This is a genomic window from Pseudoalteromonas mucoides, assembly GCF_049257175.1.
In the GTDB taxonomy this organism is placed as follows: domain Bacteria; phylum Pseudomonadota; class Gammaproteobacteria; order Enterobacterales; family Alteromonadaceae; genus Pseudoalteromonas.
Genome location: NZ_JBMMUC010000007.1, coordinates 192,375 through 211,022 on the forward strand (window position 1 = coordinate 192,375; position 18,648 = coordinate 211,022).

At 39.4% G+C, this 18,648-nt stretch carries 13 protein-coding genes and 1 rRNA gene; 7 read left to right on the forward strand and 7 right to left on the reverse strand.

Features of this window, described 5'->3' with window-relative positions; genetic code table 11:
* Positions 1–25: 25 nt before the first annotated feature.
* Complete coding sequence (locus AAEU30_RS10120; RefSeq protein WP_421960393.1) at positions 26–310, reverse strand: MliC family protein; 285 nt, start codon at positions 308–310, stop codon at positions 26–28.
* Positions 311–429: 119 nt separating this feature from the next.
* Here AAEU30_RS10120 and AAEU30_RS10125 point away from each other — a divergent pair, with 119 nt between their 5' ends.
* Positions 430–1,347, forward strand: a complete 918-nt coding sequence (locus tag AAEU30_RS10125) for a DUF808 domain-containing protein (protein WP_421960394.1) — start codon at positions 430–432, stop codon at positions 1,345–1,347.
* Between the two features lie 105 nt (positions 1,348–1,452).
* Positions 1,453–3,411, forward strand: coding sequence for an alpha/beta hydrolase family protein (locus AAEU30_RS10130; RefSeq protein WP_421960395.1), 1,959 nt, complete (start codon positions 1,453–1,455; stop codon positions 3,409–3,411).
* Positions 3,412–3,453: 42 nt separating this feature from the next.
* Here AAEU30_RS10130 and AAEU30_RS10135 read toward each other — a convergent pair whose 3' ends face one another.
* From AAEU30_RS10135 to AAEU30_RS10145, 3 genes are all read right to left on the reverse strand, one after another.
* Positions 3,454–4,395: a tetratricopeptide repeat protein gene (locus AAEU30_RS10135; RefSeq protein WP_421960396.1), complete on the reverse strand. Its 942-nt coding sequence runs from the start codon at positions 4,393–4,395 to the stop codon at positions 3,454–3,456.
* 86 nt (positions 4,396–4,481) lie between these two features.
* On the reverse strand, positions 4,482–5,882 hold the full coding sequence (locus AAEU30_RS10140; protein ID WP_421960397.1) for a M20/M25/M40 family metallo-hydrolase: 1,401 nt from the start codon (positions 5,880–5,882) through the stop codon (positions 4,482–4,484).
* A 133-nt stretch (positions 5,883–6,015) separates the two neighbouring features.
* Positions 6,016–8,097 carry a TonB-dependent siderophore receptor gene (locus AAEU30_RS10145; protein WP_421960398.1) on the reverse strand — a complete coding sequence of 694 codons (2,082 nt, stop codon included), beginning with the start codon at positions 8,095–8,097 and terminating at the stop codon, positions 6,016–6,018.
* Between the two features lie 195 nt (positions 8,098–8,292).
* Between AAEU30_RS10145 and dbpA the strand changes: the two genes are divergently transcribed.
* Positions 8,293–9,681 (forward strand): ATP-dependent RNA helicase DbpA, encoded by a 1,389-nt coding sequence (gene dbpA / locus AAEU30_RS10150; RefSeq protein WP_421960399.1) that lies wholly within the window; start codon positions 8,293–8,295, stop codon positions 9,679–9,681.
* Here dbpA and AAEU30_RS10155 read toward each other — a convergent pair.
* Positions 9,678–10,271, reverse strand: coding sequence for a DNA-J related domain-containing protein (locus AAEU30_RS10155; protein ID WP_421960400.1), 594 nt, complete (start codon positions 10,269–10,271; stop codon positions 9,678–9,680). The two genes, dbpA and AAEU30_RS10155, sit on opposite strands and share 4 nt — an antisense overlap.
* Before the next feature lie 123 nt (positions 10,272–10,394).
* Here AAEU30_RS10155 and AAEU30_RS10160 point away from each other — a divergent pair, with 123 nt between their 5' ends.
* Positions 10,395–13,226, forward strand: coding sequence for a tetratricopeptide repeat-containing hybrid sensor histidine kinase/response regulator (locus AAEU30_RS10160; protein WP_421960411.1), 2,832 nt, complete (start codon positions 10,395–10,397; stop codon positions 13,224–13,226).
* Positions 13,227–13,252: 26 nt separating this feature from the next.
* Here the strand turns inward: AAEU30_RS10160 and rho are convergent, their stop codons facing one another.
* Both rho and trxA read right to left on the reverse strand, forming a co-directional pair.
* A complete protein-coding gene (gene rho, locus AAEU30_RS10165; RefSeq protein WP_421960401.1) occupies positions 13,253–14,512 on the reverse strand; it encodes a transcription termination factor Rho in 1,260 nt (419 codons plus the stop codon).
* A 180-nt stretch (positions 14,513–14,692) separates the two neighbouring features.
* On the reverse strand, positions 14,693–15,019 hold the full coding sequence (gene trxA, locus AAEU30_RS10170) for a thioredoxin TrxA (protein ID WP_058561197.1): 327 nt from the start codon (positions 15,017–15,019) through the stop codon (positions 14,693–14,695).
* A gap of 90 nt (positions 15,020–15,109) precedes the next feature.
* Here trxA and rhlB point away from each other — a divergent pair, with 90 nt between their 5' ends.
* From rhlB to AAEU30_RS10185, 3 genes are all read left to right on the forward strand, one after another.
* On the forward strand, positions 15,110–16,387 hold the full coding sequence (gene rhlB / locus AAEU30_RS10175; protein WP_421960402.1) for an ATP-dependent RNA helicase RhlB: 1,278 nt from the start codon (positions 15,110–15,112) through the stop codon (positions 16,385–16,387).
* Between the two features lie 47 nt (positions 16,388–16,434).
* Positions 16,435–17,928 (forward strand): guanosine-5'-triphosphate,3'-diphosphate diphosphatase, encoded by a 1,494-nt coding sequence (gppA, locus tag AAEU30_RS10180; RefSeq protein ID WP_421960403.1) that lies wholly within the window; start codon positions 16,435–16,437, stop codon positions 17,926–17,928.
* 520 nt (positions 17,929–18,448) lie between these two features.
* Positions 18,449–18,648, forward strand: a 16S ribosomal RNA gene (locus AAEU30_RS10185); the annotation flags it as partial.

Consider the following 18,648-nt stretch of genomic DNA (forward strand, 5'->3'; position numbering starts at 1 on the left):
GTTTTTATAAAATATAAGGCTATGCTTACTGCACGTTACAGTGGTGCTTGTTACCATCGATGATCAACATGGCTTCATTGCCCTTAGTCCAAAAGAGTACGTCATCATTAGTGTATTTAACACCAGAGGCACTTTGCTGTCTAACAAGCTGGTATTGCTGTTGCTTGTATTCAAGCTTTGCATTTTCATCATCTTCACTTGTTATTGTTGCAGACTGTTGGTTATCACAAGAGTAAACATCGCTTTGTGCTTGTTCAGAGCAGGCAGTTAATGCTAATAAGCTCGTTGTTAAGAAAATTGTTTTATACATAAAACAGCCCTTCTTTGATTTCATTTTATAGCCAGCATAACAAATGAAAATTAACCGTTGGTGAAAGTACAGGTTTAAGCTATGTTGAAGTTAAATTATTTTGCGCATGAGGATTTAAAATGGCAGGAACTAACCTTTTAACGTTATTGGACGACATAACAACGTTACTAGACGATATTGCAACCATGAGTAAAGTGGCAACCAAAAAAACAGCTGGTGTGTTAGGGGATGACCTAGCGCTTAATGCGCAACAAGTTACGGGTGTGAGTGCTGAGCGTGAGTTACCTGTGGTGTGGGCTGTTGCAAAAGGCTCATTTTTAAATAAAGCAATATTGGTTCCGGCAGCTTTACTGATTAGTGTTTGGCTCCCATGGTTAATAACGCCTCTATTAATGTTGGGTGGATTATTCTTATGCTTTGAAGGTGCAGAGAAGTTAGTAGAAAAAATGCTACCGAGCTCAAACGTGGTTCAACAAGAGCAGGCTCCCGTCGATTTAGTCGAGTATGAAAAGCAAAAAGTGAAAGGGGCTATACGAACTGACTTCATTTTATCTGCAGAAATAATTGTTATTACTTTAGGCACGGTTGCTGGTGCAACTTTACTAAATCAAGCATTAGTGTTGAGCGTTATCGCCATTATTATGACTATCGGAGTTTATGGTTTAGTGGCAGGTATTGTGAAACTCGATGATGCGGGTTTATATTTACTAAACCAGTCAAAAGTTTCTGGCAGTAAATTTAAACAGCTAATTGGCCAGGGCTTACTGGCTACGGCTCCTAGGCTGATGGCTTTTTTAGCGTTTGCAGGTACTGTGGCTATGTTTTTAGTCGGCGGTGGCATTCTCGTCCATGGCGTAAGCTTGCTCCACCATTGGCAAGTGGCAGTAACCGAATTTGCTTTGGTAAACCTAGGCTCGATAGGTGAGGTTATTGCTCCCTTATTTTTTGATGGCTTATTTGGCGTGTTAGCGGGTGCGCTTGTGGTGTTAATTCATCATGCAGCAGTAGCTGTTATGGCGAAAAAGCCAGTGAAGTAACTTTACTGTATAAAGGAGTTTTAATAAATATAATTTTTACTATTAATTTACATTTTTACCTAAAATAACTAGGATAGGGTTGATACTAATAAAATGGATGTTTAAATGAGAAAAAATTTAATTATGTGTTTGTTCTTTTTATTTATTACAAGTACTTACACAGCTTCAGCGCAAACAATCTTACCTGTTGAGTCTTTTAGTAAAAGCGCAGATTATGGTCAAGTTAAGTTATCACCAACTGGTAAATATCTATCTGTGATCACTAAACCTGAAGGTAAAAGCGTACTGGTTATTTTAGATGCTAAAACTTTTAAAATTCAACATGCAGTTAAGTTTAAAAGTAATGCACAAGTAGGTAGTTACTCATGGGTAAGTGATGAACGGGTCGTACTTGGCAAAGAATACCTAAAGGGGTGGCAAGATCATCCTCAGTATCATGGTGAGCTGTTTGGGGTTAATGCCGACGGTAGCCGCGGAAAATATTTAGTCGGCTACCAAGGTGAAATGCAAACCGGTAGCCGAATTAAAAAAGCGACACCTTTAAAAGGTACTTCTTATGTATTGGATCCTTTAGTAAACGATGATAGAAAAATGCTCATTGTTACTTATCCTTGGAATGGCGGGGGGGAGCCACATACTGTAGTTTATGATGTTGATATTTTCTCTGGCAAACGAAGAAAGATAACAACCTCTCCATCACGCATGGCTCAATTTATTACCGATCATGAGGGGAATGTACGGGCTGCAGTATCCAGTGATGACTATATAAAACCAACAATTTATACGCGAGAAAAATCAGGAGGCGACTGGCAATTACTTGATTTAGGTGCACTCAATTATAGCGATGTTAGATTGCATGCATTTGATGAATCTGGCGACAATATATACGTTACAGCTTCCTTAGAAGGGGAGCCTAAAGGGTTGTATAAACTGAGTTTAAAAACAAAGTCTGCAATCCTGTTACATAAAGAAAAAAATGTTTCACCAAAGAAAGTTTGGATTGATGAAATATCAAAAGAGTTGTTTGCGATAGAAACCGAACTTGGTTATCCAACTTATGCGTTTGTTGATGGTCAGTCCGATAAAAGTATGCGTTTAAAGTCGTTACTGCATTCTCTCGAAGGTAATCAGGTGCAATTGGTTAGCAGTACTCGAAATGGTGATACCAGTATTATTTTCGCATCAAGTGATCGAAATCCCGGGCAATATTATTTATATGACGCTGGTGAAAATAGTTTACGTTTTTTATTTCCCACTCGCAGTTTGTTGAAACCTGAGCAAATGGCAGTGACGAAACCAATCAGTTATACCAGTCGAGACGGCTTAACCATTTATGGGTATATAACTCTACCAAACAATATTAAACATGAAAACTTGCCTTTAGTGGTTATGCCCCATGGAGGGCCACATGGTCCTCGCGATTGGTGGGCATTTGATCCTGATGCACAGTTACTTGCAAATCGCGGTATAGCCGTACTAAAAGTTAACTTTAGAGGATCTGGTGGTTTTGGCCGTAATTTTGAGCATGCTGGGCATCAAAAGTGGGGAGCTGAAATCCAATTTGATATCATTGATGGTGTAAAGCATTTAGTTGAGCAAGGCACTGTAGATAAAAATAATATGTGTATCATGGGGGCAAGCTTTGGAGGGTATTCTGCGTTACAGAGTGCGATTCTAGAACCAGAAATGTTTCAATGCGTAATAGGTGTTGTAGGCGTATATGATTTACCCTTGATGTTCAAAGAAGGGGATATTGCGGGGCGTGATAGTGGTCAGCGTTATTTGCGAAAAGTACTGGGGACGGATGAAGCGCAACTAAAGGCATTTTCACCTAGCTATAATATCGGTAAGTTAAAGGCGCCAGTTCTTATAGTGCATGGTGGTGAAGACCAGCGTGCACCAATTGAGCAAGCCGAGTCACTTATTGCGGCCCTTAAAAAAGCGAAACACCCTTATATATATGAGCTACTTGAAGATGAAGGTCATGGTTTTTATAAGCAGGAACACCGAACTCGCTATTATCAGCAAGTGCTAGCTTTTTTAAATCAAAATTTAAAGCTGTGAATATAGCTTAGAAACAGTAATGGCGAGTAAACACTTGCCATTTTACTCACATTGATAATGACTACATAAATCTTTTAATTCGACTTTGGCCTTTCGGTTGCCCTGAGCTGCTGCTTGCTGATACCAGTAAATAGCTTGCTGTGTGTTCATTTTTGTTCCTTGGCCGTCTTGGAGCATTTGCGCTAAGTTTAACTGTCCCCATTGAGAGCCTTCTTTAGCGGCAAGTAAAAAGCTGTCGAACGCCTCTTTATAGAGCTTATCTTTATAATAGGTGATGCCTTGCTGATTATTCTTATTAAGTTTCACACCTTCATATAAAGGTTTCGGTCTAGGTGGAAACATCACGAAGCCACCATATAAACTGTAGGCATAGGGGCGCAGTACATCATAAATTGTGCCCTCGTCATACAGGCGCTGTACTTCAGTACGTGGTAACGTGAGCGTATTAGCTGAAAAGTAATCTCTTTGTACTAACAAACTGGTTCGCATAGCCATAGTGATAGCTCGGTCGCGTTTGTAACGGTAATTACTAATTTGAAAAGTGATAAATTTATCATTAAATTCCAAAACTTGAGCAACTTTAAGGTTTTCTGGTCGTAATGGCTCTTGGGCAAATTTATCCGCTTTTACTAAATATGTATCATAGGCTTGTGGGTTGCTAATGATGCTTTGCTGCAACTGAATTTTTGCATGGTATTGCTGATAAAAATAAAGCAGCATACAAATTAACAGCAATGAACCAATAAAGTACTTTATTAATGATAAAAGCTCAATAAGAGGCAGCTTATGCAAAGAGACAGCCTCAGTATGTTGGCAATCATCACATTGATATTGGTATTGCCAAGCTAGTGGCATAATAGGAATAATGGTAAAGCGTAAGAAGCGACTGTGATTTTTTAATTGGTAATTTTTGCTTTTACAGTGAGGGCAAGTTGTTGTTTGGCTAAATGACGATAATGAGTCACAGGTATTAAAAAGTAGCATAAACGCCCTCCTAGCTTTTTTAATAAATTAAAACATAGAAGGGCGAAAGCAAAGCAATAAACTGTAAGAAAGTATGTTTACTTAATTTATTTTTTTACAGGCTTTGGTTTTATTGTGGTTTTGGCATCGGCGGCCATAAATGCAAATACAGCATAAGCCGCGGTATTTTGCTTGAGCTTTTCTGGGTCTACTTTATCTAATGTGTCATCAGCAGTGTGATGATAATCAAAGTAGTCAGTCCCGTCTTGATGAAGATCAAAAATAGCTGCGCCTTCGGTATTTCTAAGTGGGATTAAATCAGGGCCGCCGCGAGCACCATTCTTTGCAATATACTCTACATTTAACGCTGAGAGCTCTTTTGCAATAGCACGTACTACAGGCAGTGACTCCGCCGATACATTTGACTCAAACCCATATACTACATCAGCACCAAAATCAGACTCAGCGGCAGCAACAATATTATTAAGCTCTTTCGCATGTTGCTTAAAGTAAGCTTTAGCGCCCCATAAGCCAAGCTCTTCGGCGGCAAACAACACCACGCGAATACTGCGTTTAGGACGTTTAATTTCGCTAATGTGTTTTGCTGCTGCCATAGTTAATGCAACACCAGCACCATCATCGAGTGCGCCTGTGCCTAAATCCCATGAATCTAAGTGACCACCAATCAATACATATTGCTCTGGGTTTTGCGTACCGTTGAACTGACCAATTACGTTATAACCTAGACCTTGACCACGATCTTCTGTTTGCACATTGATATTAACGGTCACTTTTTTATCTAGTGCAATAAGGCGGGCAACTTGATCCGCATCAGGATTGGCAATCGTTACATTTGGAATTTTGGTTACACCGTCTTTGTAATGGCTACCGCCGGTATGCGCAAAACGGTGATGGGCAGTGCTGACTGAGCGCATCATATAGCCAATAGCACCCTTTTTAGCCGCTTCTACAGAGCCTGTAGAACGTGCACGAACCGCAGGGCCATAGCCGTTACCATCAATATGGCGATTCATACGGTAATTAATGTAGGCAATTTTACCTTTTAAGCTATTTGCAGGCGCTGCGATAAGCTCATCAAGGGTTTCAAATAAAACAACTTCGCCTGTAATGCCTTCCTTAGGTGTGCTCACACTGTGACCCAGTGCGGTTAAGTGCAGGGGTTGCTCACTGGGTGTTAAAATTTTTCCGCTTTCACTAAAACGACGCCATTCTGGAAAAGTGGCTTCTTCAAGCCATACTTTATCAAAGCCTAAAGATTTAAATTTAGCTTGTGCCCAGGCGACGGCTTTTTTATCGTTTTCGGTACCCGGTAAGCGAGGTCCAACTTCGGTGGTGAGTGATTCTAGTAATTGATAGCTTAAATCACTGTCACTGGCGATTTCTCTCAATTGTTCGACTTGTTGCAGTTGCTTGCTGGTAAACTCAGGCGCTGCGGCTGAGGCTAAAAAGCTACTGGCAAGTAGCATCCCGGTGATGAGTTTTTTCATGGCTGACCTTGGCTTGTTAGATACGTTAGCGGTATTTAATCATTAAATGACTGATTTAAAAAATACAATGAGATAAAAAGTAAAAAGCCCGCACTTTTATGCAAAGTGCGGGCTTTTTTAATAGATCTTAAACTTAGAAATTAAATTGCGCTGCTAAACGTAAGTTAGTGCCTTCGCCAACGGTGACACTGCCATTACCGCCACCGCCTAGGTAGTCTGTATCAAACAAGTTTTCTACATTAAGGCGTAGGTTAATATCTGTATTACTCATAACAAATTTATAAGTCGCACCCACATCTACACGGGTATAAGCATCTTTGGTAATTAAATTGTCGCTGTCTGCAAAACGCTCACCTTCATAAAATGCGCCGGCGTTAAAAGCAATTGCATCATTTAACTCATAACGAGTCCAAAGCGAAGCTGACCATTTAGGGGCATCAGCCGGGCGTTTACCTTGTAAGTCTTCATCCGCTCTTTCATAGTTAGCATCTAAATACATAGTAGAGGCCATTACAAATAAGCGGTCAGTGGCTGCGCCTTGTGCTGCCATTTCAAAGCCTTTGTGACGTTGTTCACCCACTTGATTAGTTTCAGTTGTAATTGAACCAATAGGCGTTGCAAGATTTTCAGTTACTAATGTACCATTTTTGCTTATGTCGAACACAGCACCACTTAGCATTAGGCGGTCATCAAACATTTGCCATTTAATACCCACTTCTTTTTGCTCAGAGGTAACGGCATCAATTTCCATACCGAAGTTGATATCTTTGTCATTGGTGATGGTTTCATTTTGTGGCTCGAAACCTTCTGTATAACTTGCATAAATAGTGGCAGATGCATTTGGATGATAAAGCACGCCGAATTTAGGTAAGAAAGACTCGTTATTTTGCCCTTCACGCGTTTGCTTATCAAAACGGCCACCAACTGATACTTGCCATTCTGGAGAAAAAGTGATTAAGTCTTGAGCGTAAATACCGTAATAATCGTATTCAGTTTCACTCTTTGTAGTATCACTGTGATAGCTGATATCAGGGCGAGCGGGTTCATTATCTCCAGCCGTGAAGGGGAAAGAATCCCCGCTAGTTCTCAATTGACCATAATAATAATCAAGTGAGTTTGCACCAATTAAGAACTGATGTTGGATACCCGCAGTTTCAAATTCACCAATAAAGTCAATAAATGCAGTGGTAAACTGCCAATCATCAAAACGATCGTATGGGTTCGAGGTGTACGTACTTGTTTGTGAGATGTAAGAATTTCGACTAGGTGATGACTCAAAACGCTGACGTTCAAAAGTTTGCTCGTTATAACCTAGGTTTACCTGCCAGTTATCAGATAAATATACGTTAAAATCTATACCTAAGTTTTCTACAGTAATGTCAGTAAATGCCCAAGACATATCGCGAATCGTTTTATCATCACCAATCACATTGGCGTTATCATCAATCCATGCACCAGTATCTAAGCCTGCTTTGTCATCGGTACGGTCATAATGAACACGAACAAGTGCGTTGTCGCCAATATCGTAATCTACAACTAAGGCACCTAAAAAGCGGTCACGCTCACGGTTTTCACCGTTTTGATATTCACGCCAATATTCAACGTCTTGTTTTACTAATATACCACGAGCTCGTAAATCTTCAGCTTCAGTTAGCGCGCCGCCAGCATCAACCATGAAGCGTGTTGAGCCATGTTGGTCAACATCAGCGCTGGCATTTAATAATGTTTGCGCAGTTGGTTTTTTGGTAACCATGTTTACCAAACCACCAGGACCTGATTGACCATATAAAATACTTGAAGGACCTTTGATTACTTCAACTTGTTGCAGAATTTCGATTGGCTGTTGGTAGTGTGACCAATGCTGGTGGCCATCACGTAAATAACCAGTGCCTGAACTTAGCTCAAAGCCACGAAGGTTAAATACTTCACGGTTACGCTGCTGTGAACCAGCCGTTAAGCTGGCGTCATTTGTAAGTACTTCACCCAAAGTGGTAGCAAGTTGTTCGTTAACGATGGTATCTGTAATAACTGTGACAGATTGTGCCGTTTCGAGCAATGAAGCAGAGGTGCGCATTGCGCCTGATGCATTATCTACTTTGTAATCATTAAAGTAAGTGCCTTTAACTTCAATTTTTTCTATGTTTTCGTTATTTTCTGCGGCGTGTACAGCGCCAACACTTGTAATTAGAGCAAGGTAAAGTGGACTTAGTTTCATTAAATGCTTCCAGCTGAGTGAATAAAGAACGGTGCGGATCTTAATGAAAATAGATTTTATTTACAATAGCTTTATTGAATAATTTATAACAAACGTTGTTAATGGTCGATAATAGCTATTTCTGCTATTATTAGCGCAATAATCACAAGGTAAATTTTTATCCTTGTTAGTTAACTTTTTTGTTTGGAAATAATTGTGACTGCAACTGCATTTTCTTCTCTCGCTTTACCTTCTGGTTTGGTCGATAATTTATCTACTCTAGGCTATAGCCAAATGACGGCTGTGCAGGCGCAGAGTCTTCCGCCTGTGCTTGAAGGGAAAGATATCATTGCACAAGCTAAAACAGGCTCAGGTAAAACGGCTGCGTTTAGTTTAGGTGTATTATCGAAACTTAATGTTAAGCGTTTTCGTATTCAGTCTTTAGTGTTGTGTCCAACGAGAGAGTTGGCCGAACAAGTTGCCGTGGAAATGCGTAAACTTGCTCGCGGCATACACAATATTAAAATATTGACTTTGTGTGGTGGTGTTTCTATCGGCCCCCAAATAGGATCGCTTGAACATGGTGCGCACATTATCGTTGGCACACCAGGGCGTGTTGATGATCATATTCGTAAGGGCACTTTACGGTTAGATGATGTTGAAACTCTAGTTCTTGATGAGGCTGATCAAATGCTTGATATGGGCTTTCAAGATACCCTAGATGCCATTATTGATTGCATTCCACAACAGCGGCAAACATTACTATTCAGTGCAACTTTTCCACGTGCGATAGAAGCGGTTGCTAAACGTGTTTTGACTAATCCTGTTATGGTGAAAGTGGAAGAAGAACAAGAAAAAAGTACTATTAAACAGTACTTTTATAAAATGGAAAATAATAAACAGCGTTTTAATACGTTAAAGTTATTATTGTTGAAGTTCCAGCCAACCAGCTGTGTAGTGTTTTGTAATACCAAAGTAGAAACACAACAAGTATGTGATGATTTAGCTGCAGAAGGCTTTAGTGCAGTAGCATTACATGGTGATTTAGAGCAGCGAGAACGCGAGCGAACACTTATCCACTTTGCTAATAAAAGCGCCTCTATTTTGGTCGCTACCGATGTGGCTGCCCGTGGTTTAGATATTGACGATATGGATATGGTTATTAACTATCACTTAGCACATGACCCACAAACACACGTTCACCGTATTGGTCGTACTGGCCGTGCGGGTAAAAAAGGCATTGCATGTTCAATTTACGGCGATGCAGAGCAGTTTAAGGTCGCGCAAATTGGCGATCATTACGAGTGTGATTTTTTACCTGAGCAGTTACCACCGTTTAGCTTATTAGAAAAGCCACCATATAAGCCGCAAATGGCTACATTAATGATTGATGCAGGTAAAAAGCAAAAGGTCCGTGCCGGAGACATTTTAGGCGCACTAACGGGCAAAGAGGGTGTTGCCGGGCGTCAAGTTGGTAAAATCAATGTACTTGATAACGTCGCATTTGTTGCGGTTGAGCGCAATTGTGCCAAACCGGCATTACGCAAATTAACTGAAGGTAATATTAAAGGGCGTAAAATCCGTGCCCGTCGATTAACTCGCTAATTACTTTGAACGACTGAGCAGCTGGCTTTAAGCTGCTCGTATTCTTCCCTAATACGTTTAAATTTCTCTTCATCTTCTGCTGATTTATCTGGATGATATCGACATGCTAATTGTCGCCAGCGTTTTTGTATCATTTTTAATGTCGCATCTTCTGCTAACTGCCATTGTTTGAGCAAAGCATTGCGTTTATGGGGATCAAGTTGCTGTTTACTTTCGTTTTTCTTGTTAAATTTTTGCCAAAACCCATCTAGTAAAGCTTCAATTTCTGTTATTGAAGTATCATAATTTTGCCAGTTTAAGTAGTAATCTCTAAGAGAGTCTATTTGGCTTAAAGAGTTGCTCTGTGGCGTCTCAAAAAGTTCTATATGCAAACTGGCAATTTGTAGATATTGAGCGGGCGCCAATTGTTTTTGTAACTGAAACAGGGCATTCATAATTAAAAAATTACGCTTAAATAAATCACGATGAGGGTCTTCATCTAGCGTCGTTATTGTACCGTTATTAGTTAATTCCAGCGCTAAAGTATGAACCTTCCAAACCCGCTTTGTCAGAATTCGTTCAAAAATCTCATCTATCAGTGGGTTAAGCATTGTTTGCACTCTAGTTAATAGTGTATCTTGAGTACATTATTATATTTAAATGCGCAATGGAATGTTTTACAACTTTCTAGCGGTGCGATTATTGTTTTAACGGTTAAAACCAAGGACACAATTATGCTAGGTCAGTTTAAGCATCTACTCTTTATTGCTGCTATTGCTGTGCTTGGTATTTATTCTAAAGGTAGTTTTGCTCAGCCCCCAATATCTTTGTTAGAGCAATTCGAACAAACTGATGATTGGTCTAAAAAACAATCAATAGCAAACAAGTTACTTAGTACTAAACAACTCACAAATCAGCAAAAAGTCGTAATCTATGCAGCTATGGCGAAACGTGCTTTTTCTGAAAATGATTACTCAGAAGCCATTTCTTTTTATAGATTACTTGAACAAAACACCAGTTTAAAAAATCAACCTGAACAGCACTTCAGGGCAATAAAAATGCAAGGTGTGGCTTATTATTATCAGGGCTTAGTTCAGCAAGCAGTCATTGAGTATACTCGAGCACTTAATATAGTCACACAACTTAATAGCCGTATAAAACAAGCAAACTTATTGAGTAATATAGGGCTTGCGTATTTTGATATGTATAACATGGAACTTGCACTAGAGTATTATCAAAAAGCAAAAGAAATTTATGAAACAGAGGGGAGTGCCCAAGATAAAGCCGATATACTGCACAATATTGCTGGTGTGTATATTCCGCTTGCACGTTATGATTCGGCTCTTGAAATTTACCGAGAAGTTTTAGAAGTCTTTCAGCAGCTGGATGATAAAGATGGTATTGCGCAAGCCTATGGCAATATGGGGGTTGCTTATGATGAATCAGGGCGTAATCAACTTGCATTACATTATTATCAACTTGCTTTACGCTATTATGAAAGTGTTAATGACGCCTATCAGCTATCTAGTCGACATAACAATTTAGCGAATTTAAATCTTAAAATAGATGAGTTAGATACGGCACTTTATCATGCAATGTCAGCTCAGCGCTTTGCAATCGAAGCTGATAATAAATCACTGTTACTCGCGGCTTTACATGTACTTGCTAAGATACAGCTAGTGCAAGGAAACTTAGTAGAAGCCAAAAAAAATCTAGAGCAGTCTATTACTTTAGCAAAAGAATACAAAAGTGAAATGCGAGTAAAAGATGGTTTAGGGATCGAAGCATTACTAAGTGCTGGCTTTGGGGATTTTAAAAAAGCAATAGACTTACATCAGCAGTTTATTGATTATCAAAGAAGTATGACTAGCGAAGAAATTGTAAAAGCATTAAATGTATTTCAATCACAGTCTGAAGCTAATCGACTAAACCAAGAGATACAGCAATTAAAACAAGAGCGTAGCTTACAACAGTTACAAATCGAAAAACGCTCTCAATTTACTATTTTATTAGCTATTGTGGTGTTTTTAGTGCTTATGTGTGGTATTGCAATTTATCGTCGGGCTGTAGAAAAAAGGGCAAAAATACAGTTAGCAGAGCAAGTTGAGCAGCGCACCCAAGAATTGCAATTTGTTGCTCAAGAATTACGAGCTGCTAACGAAGTTAAAAGCCAGTTTCTTGCTAATATAAGCCATGAAATTCGCACGCCTTTAACAGCGATTTTAGGTCAAACAGACGATTTAATTAACGGCTTATATGAGCCTCAGCAGCTACAAGACGAGTTGTTTGTGATCAAAAAACACAGTGATCACTTAAAAGACCTCATTAATGATGTACTCGACCTTAGTAAGATTGAAGCGAATCGTCTTGAGTTGAACTTAACAAAGTTTGACTTAATTCAATTGCTTAATGATGTTTATACAATGAGCCAAGCGCAAGCATCGCAAAAAGGTTTGTTTTTAGTGTTTGATAACCAATTGGATGATAGCTACTGGGTTAAGCTTGATTTAATGCGAGTAAAACAAATACTGATTAACTTGCTCACCAATGCAATTAAATTTACTCAGCAAGGCAAAGTAACTCTTAAGGTAGTTAACACTGAAAATGGCGTGCAATTTACCGTTGTTGATACGGGGATTGGCATGAGTGAAGAACAATTAAAAATGGTCTTCGAATGTTTTCAACAAGGTGACAATACAATTAGCCGACGTTTTGGTGGTTCAGGTCTTGGGTTATCGCTTTCTCAACAATTAGCAATGATGATGGGCGGTTATATAAGCGTATTGAGTGAACAACACAAAGGCAGTGAGTTTACATTTAACCTACCTTGTAAGCAGTACGCTGCTGAAGACTTTAAAGAAAGTAATCAACAAGCTAATAAGCCCAGGCTGCAGGGTAAAGTATTGCTTGCAGAAGATCATCCAGATAACCGTCGTTTAATCACTCGCTATTTAGTATCTCTAGGCTTAGATGTGATTGCTGCAAGTAATGGTGAAGAAGCTGTAGAGAAATGTTTAAGTGAGTTTCCAGACATTGTATTACTTGATATACAAATGCCTATAATGGATGGTTTGAGTGCTTTAGAATTATTAAAGCAATGCGGTTTTAATAATCCTGTTTACGCATTGACCGCTAATGCTATGAGTCATGAAATAGAGAATTATATTGCACATGGTTTTACCGGTTATCTAGGCAAGCCTATAGATAAGTGTACTTTTTATCAGACTATTGCTAAGCACTTACAGCAGAGACATGACGCTAGTTCGGTAGTTAAAGATGTGGGTATGGCAGATTTACGTAGCAGTTTTATTGCCAGCTTTGAACAAGAGTCGCAATTACTTGCAACACATGTACAGCTGCGAGACTTTAACGAATTACAGCAAGATAGCCATCGAATTCTTGGTGCTGCGAAAGTCTTTGCAGTGGATAATGTTGCTGAACAAGCGCTAAAACTAGATAAAGCACTGTTGCACAAAGGTGATACGCTAGCTTTTGAGCAAATAGAAGTGCTGGTAACTCAACTAATTATTGAATTAGAAAAATCAGCAACAAAAAAGCCCGCGTAAACGGGCTTTTTTAAACATCGTAAGATCTATTGACGTTTCATTGAATCAAAAAATTCATCATTGGTTTTACTCATCGATAACTTATCGATTAGGAATTCCATCGCATCAATTTCAGACATCTCATGAACAATTTTACGCAGAATCCACATTTTTTGTAGTTCAACTGGCTTAGTAAGAAGTTCTTCGCGACGAGTACCAGAGCGATTAAAGTCAATGGCAGGGAAAACACGTTTTTCAGCAATCTTGCGATTCAAGTGTAATTCCATATTACCAGTACCTTTAAACTCTTCGTAGATTACTTCATCCATCTTAGAGCCGGTATCGATAAGTGCAGTTGCGATAATGGTTAAACTACCACCTTCTTCAACGTTACGTGCAGCACCAAAGAATCGTTTTGGTTTGTGTAATGCGTTAGCATCAACACCACCGGTAAGTACTTTACCTGACGAAGGAATAACAGTGTTATAAGCACGGGCTAAACGAGTAATTGAATCGAGTAAAATGATTACATCTTTCTTGTGTTCAACCAAACGTTTTGCTTTTTCGATTACCATTTCAGCTACTTGAACGTGTCGGCTTGCTGGCTCATCAAAAGTAGATGCAATTACTTCACCTTTTACTAGGCGTTGCATCTCAGTTACTTCTTCTGGGCGTTCATCAATAAGCAATACCATCAATGTTGCATCTGGATGGTTATAAGTAATTGATTGAGCAATGTTTTGTAGCAGCATTGTTTTACCCGCTTTTGGCGGAGCTACTAATAAACCACGTTGGCCACGACCAATCGGTGAAGCTAAATCAAGTACGCGCGCAGTAATATCTTCTGTACTACCGTTACCACGTTCCATACGTAAACGTTCGTTTGCATGTAGTGGGGTTAGGTTTTCGAAAAGAATTTTAGTGCGAGAGTTTTCTGGTCTATCAAAATTTACTTCGTTTACTTTAAGTAGAGCGAAGTAACGTTCACCGTCTTTAGGCGGACGAATAAGACCCATTATTGAGTCACCAGTACGCATGCTAAAACGACGAATTTGGCTAGGTGATACATAAATGTCATCAGGACCGGCTAAGTAAGAGGCTTCTGATGATCTTAAGAAACCAAAACCATCCTGTAAGATTTCTAATACACCGCCGCCAAAAATATTCTCACCACTTTTGGCGTGGGCCTTAAGGATAGCAAAAATGATATCTTGCTTTCTTAAGCGGGCTACGTTTTCGAGCCCCATGGACTCAGCTAAGTCTACAAGTTCTTTGATCGACTTGTCTTTTAATTCGCGTAAATGCATATTGGTGGGTTCTTTATTACAGTTATCATACTCATATAATCGACATTGATTAGTGAGAGAGGTTTGTTGGTAAACTAAGGATTAGTTGGCTTTATAAACTAGCAGTTCACTGGCCCAGCGTCCAGTCTTTATACAAAATAAAAGTAAAAAAAGGGCAAAATGCCCTTTTTTCAATATGTATTAGATATTGTTTTCTAAAAATTCAACTAATTGAGTTTTAGAAAGTGCACCAACTTTAGTTGCTGCAACTTGGCCATCTTTAAAAAGAAGTAACGTTGGAATACCACGAATACCAAACTTTGGTGGAGTGCCAGCATTTTGGTCAATGTTTAGTTTACCGATAACAACGCGGCCATCAAACTCATCTGCTACTTCATTAAGAATAGGGGCGATCATTTTACAAGGTCCGCACCATTCTGCCCAAAAATCAACTAATACAGGCTTGTCTGATTGTAATACGTCAGCTTCAAAGCCATCGTCAGTTAATTGAATAATTTTCTCGCTCATTGCGCTCTCCGATAAGTTAGGCGAATTATTTAATGCGTATTTAAACACTCTTGTTTCTTATTGCAAGTTTAAACGTTATGCTTAAACGCTATGACTAAGACACATTTGACCGATAAAAAGTTTTCAGACTTTGCTATCGCACCGGAAGTGGTTACCGGTTTAACCGAAAATGGGTTTGAATATTGCACTCCCATTCAAGCTAAATGCCTACCTTTTATTTGTGATGGCCGCGATATTGCGGGTCAAGCACAAACAGGTACAGGTAAAACGTTGGCGTTTTTAACCGCCACATGCCATCGGTTATTACAATCTAGCAAAGCACCTAGTAAACATCCAAGAGCCCTGATCATGGCCCCAACTCGGGAGCTTGCGATTCAGATCCACAAAGATGCCAAAATTTTAGCGCCACACTGTAATCTTAACTTAGGTTTAGTATATGGTGGCGAAGATTATGAAAAACAACGTGCGCAACTAGAAAAAGGCGTAGATATTTTAATTGGTACTACAGGCCGCCTTATCGATTTGTATAAGCAAGGCTGCTATACCCTTAATGAAATTGAAGTTGTAGTGCTTGATGAAGCCGATCGTATGTTTGATCTAGGTTTTATAAAAGATATTCGTTATATGTTCCGTCGTATGCCAGATACTGCTGAGCGACTAAACTTACTGTTCTCTGCAACGCTATCATACCGCGTACAAGAATTAGCCTTCGAACATATGACTAATCCAGAGCACGTTCAAGTTGAGCCAGATGTAAAAACCGGTAAGCGAATTACAGAAGAACTTTTCCAGCCATCTCAAGAAGACAAAATCAAGTTACTTCTCACTTTAGTTGAAGAAGAGTGGCCAGATAAAGCCATTGTTTTTGCCAACACCAAGCACAGCTGTGAAACAGTGTACGCATGGCTTAAAGAAGACGGACATCGTGTTGGTATGTTGACTGGTGATGTAAATCAGAAAAAGCGCCAATCAATTCTAGCGCAATTTACTAAAGGTGATCTTGATTTTCTAGTTGCAACAGATGTTGCTGCTCGTGGATTACACATCCCTGAAGTGAGTCATGTATTTAACTTTGATTTACCAGATGATTGTGAAGACTACGTTCATCGTATCGGTCGAACAGGCCGCGCAGGTGCATCAGGTAAAGCAATTAGTTTTGCATGTGAGCAATATGCTTATAACCTTCATGAAATAGAAGAATATATAGAACATAGCATTCCTTTATCACATTATGATAAAAGTGCATTGCTTGATGATGTAACTAAGCCTACTATTCATAGAAAGCGCAACTATTCGACAGGCCCTCGTAATCGTAGTAATAACAACGGACGTAGACCAAACAATAGTTACCAAAAAGCACGGTCGTAATTTTCGACCGTTGTATAGTCGTAGTAGTAACTAGAGGTTTTTGAACGGTGGGGCAACTTAAACCGCAAAAAAATGTTTATGCAGTAATTGATTTGGGCTCAAATAGCTTTCATATGCTAATTGCCAAATCAATTGCTGGCGGCTTACAAACAATAGGCCGCGTTAAACGCAAAGTAAGATTAGCTGCAGGACTTGACGAAAATAATGAATTAAGTACTGAAGCAATGCAAAGAGGATGGGAGTGCCTAGCGCTTTTTGCTGAGCGACTACAGGATATTCCTAAAGCCAACATTACCATTGTTGCAACTGCTACATTAAGGTTGGCAACTAATGCCGATGTATTTAAACAAAAAGCAGAACAAATTCTTGCTCACAAGATAAATGTTATCAGTGGTGAACTCGAAGCGCGTACCATATATAAAGGGGTAGCACACACTTCGTCTTGTAGTGGCCGTCAATTAGTTATTGATATAGGTGGAGCAAGTACTGAAGTTGTAATAGGGAAAGGGTTTGATGCCCTTCACTATAAAAGCCTTAATATGGGCTGCGTAACTTATCTCGAGCGTTATTTCAAAGATGGAAAATTAAGCGAAGCTAACTTTGATGCTGCGATAAAAGCTGCCAGAGTCGTAATCGATGAAATAGCCCCAAGTTATAAAATAGCTGGTTGGGAAGTAGCTTCAGGTGCGTCAGGTACTGTTCAAGCAATCCAAGAAATTATGGTTGCGCAATCACTAGATGAAACACTAAGTCTTGATAAGTTACTTGAAATAAAAAAACAATCGACTTCCTTTAGCACGATTGCTGAGCTGGACTTACCAGGACTAAGTGAAGAAAGAAGGTTAGTTTTTGTTTCAGGGCTTGCAATTTTAATAGCATTATTTGAATCACTTGAAATTGAAAAAATGGGTCTAGCTGGTGGAGCACTGCGAGAAGGTGTTTTATATAGCATGATCCCTGAGCTTCATAACCACGATATTCGTAAGCGCACAATCGATGCATTTATGAGTCGTTATCATGTAGATCAAAAACAAGCGAATCGTGTTGCTGAGTTAAGTCATCAGTTAGCACTTCAAGTGAGTCAGCCGTGGCCTGAGCTAGCACCAAACGGTTTTGCATTATTGAAAGCGATTGCTCATTTACATGAGATAGGCTTACTCATTGAATATAAGCAGTACCAAAATCATACCGCCTATATTTTAGAAAACACCGATATGCCGGGTTTTTCACAATCAGAGCATAAGTTAATTGTTGCTGCAGCAAATGCCCATCGCGCTGATTTGCAAAAAGGTATGTTTCAACATTTAGGTTGTCATCAAAAGCTCGCACAGTACTTAACAAGGTTGATCAGGATCTCTGTGATTTTATCAATGCGTCGTCAAGATGATGTATTACCAAAATTACAGTTATCTGTTAATAATGAAGTGTTAGTACTTTCATTCGAAGGTGACTGGCTAAATGCACATCCATTAATGGCAAGTGAGCTCCAGCTTGAGTCTAAGCAGCAATCTAAAGCAGGTTGGAAATTTATAGTTAGGTAAAAAAGGCTCATTAGAGCCTTTTTTTGTAGCAAAATACCGCACTTTGCTTTAAAAATGTTCAAATAGTCCTTTTTTTCAAAAAGATCGCAAAAAAGGGTTGATCTGTTTTCGGATCTCCCTATAATGCGACCCCACTGACACGGCAGAGCGCAACGCACAGCGGGGCATCAGCTAGTTAGAGAGTTAAATAAAACTTAATATTATAATTTCTTGAAAAAGAAAATTTAAAATTAAGTGTTGACTCAAAAAATAAAGGATGTAATATACGCATCCCTAGCGACAACGTCGCAACGTTCTTTAACAATATAAAGCAATCATCTGTGTGGGCACTCGTACAGATTGAGTTCTAACAGCAGATTCTAGTTCGCTAGATGACGCAAAAAATTTAGAGTCTCAATTGAAACTGAGTGACCAACAGAATAATTACTTTTAGTAATTATTCAGCACAGTCAATTCAATATCGAAAGATATTAAATAAATTCAGAATTCATTGAGCTGTTCTTCGGAACATAAAAACTTTTAATTGAAGAGTTTGATCATGGCTCAGATTGAACGCTGGCGGCAGGCCTAACACATGCAAGTCGAGCGGTAACAGAGAGTAGCTTGCTACTTTGCTGACGAGCGGCGGACGGGTGAGTAATGCTTGGGAACATGCCTTTAGGTGGGGGACAACAGTTGGAAACGACTGCTAATACCGCATGATGTCTACGGACCAAAGGG

Coding starts and splice junctions, on each gene's coding strand:
- AAEU30_RS10120 (WP_421960393.1), bottom strand. CDS start 310: ATGTATAAAACAATTTTCTTAACAACGAGCTTATTAGCATTAACTGCC.
- AAEU30_RS10125 (WP_421960394.1), top strand. CDS start 430: ATGGCAGGAACTAACCTTTTAACGTTATTGGACGACATAACAACGTTA.
- AAEU30_RS10130 (WP_421960395.1), top strand. CDS start 1,453: ATGAGAAAAAATTTAATTATGTGTTTGTTCTTTTTATTTATTACAAGT.
- AAEU30_RS10135 (WP_421960396.1), bottom strand. CDS start 4,395: ATGCTACTTTTTAATACCTGTGACTCATTATCGTCATTTAGCCAAACA.
- AAEU30_RS10140 (WP_421960397.1), bottom strand. CDS start 5,882: ATGAAAAAACTCATCACCGGGATGCTACTTGCCAGTAGCTTTTTAGCC.
- AAEU30_RS10145 (WP_421960398.1), bottom strand. CDS start 8,097: ATGAAACTAAGTCCACTTTACCTTGCTCTAATTACAAGTGTTGGCGCT.
- AAEU30_RS10155 (WP_421960400.1), bottom strand. CDS start 10,271: ATGCTTAACCCACTGATAGATGAGATTTTTGAACGAATTCTGACAAAG.
- AAEU30_RS10160 (WP_421960411.1), top strand. CDS start 10,395: ATGCTAGGTCAGTTTAAGCATCTACTCTTTATTGCTGCTATTGCTGTG.
- rho (WP_421960401.1), bottom strand. CDS start 14,512: ATGCATTTACGCGAATTAAAAGACAAGTCGATCAAAGAACTTGTAGAC.
- trxA (WP_058561197.1), bottom strand. CDS start 15,019: ATGAGCGAGAAAATTATTCAATTAACTGACGATGGCTTTGAAGCTGAC.
- rhlB (WP_421960402.1), top strand. CDS start 15,110: ATGACTAAGACACATTTGACCGATAAAAAGTTTTCAGACTTTGCTATC.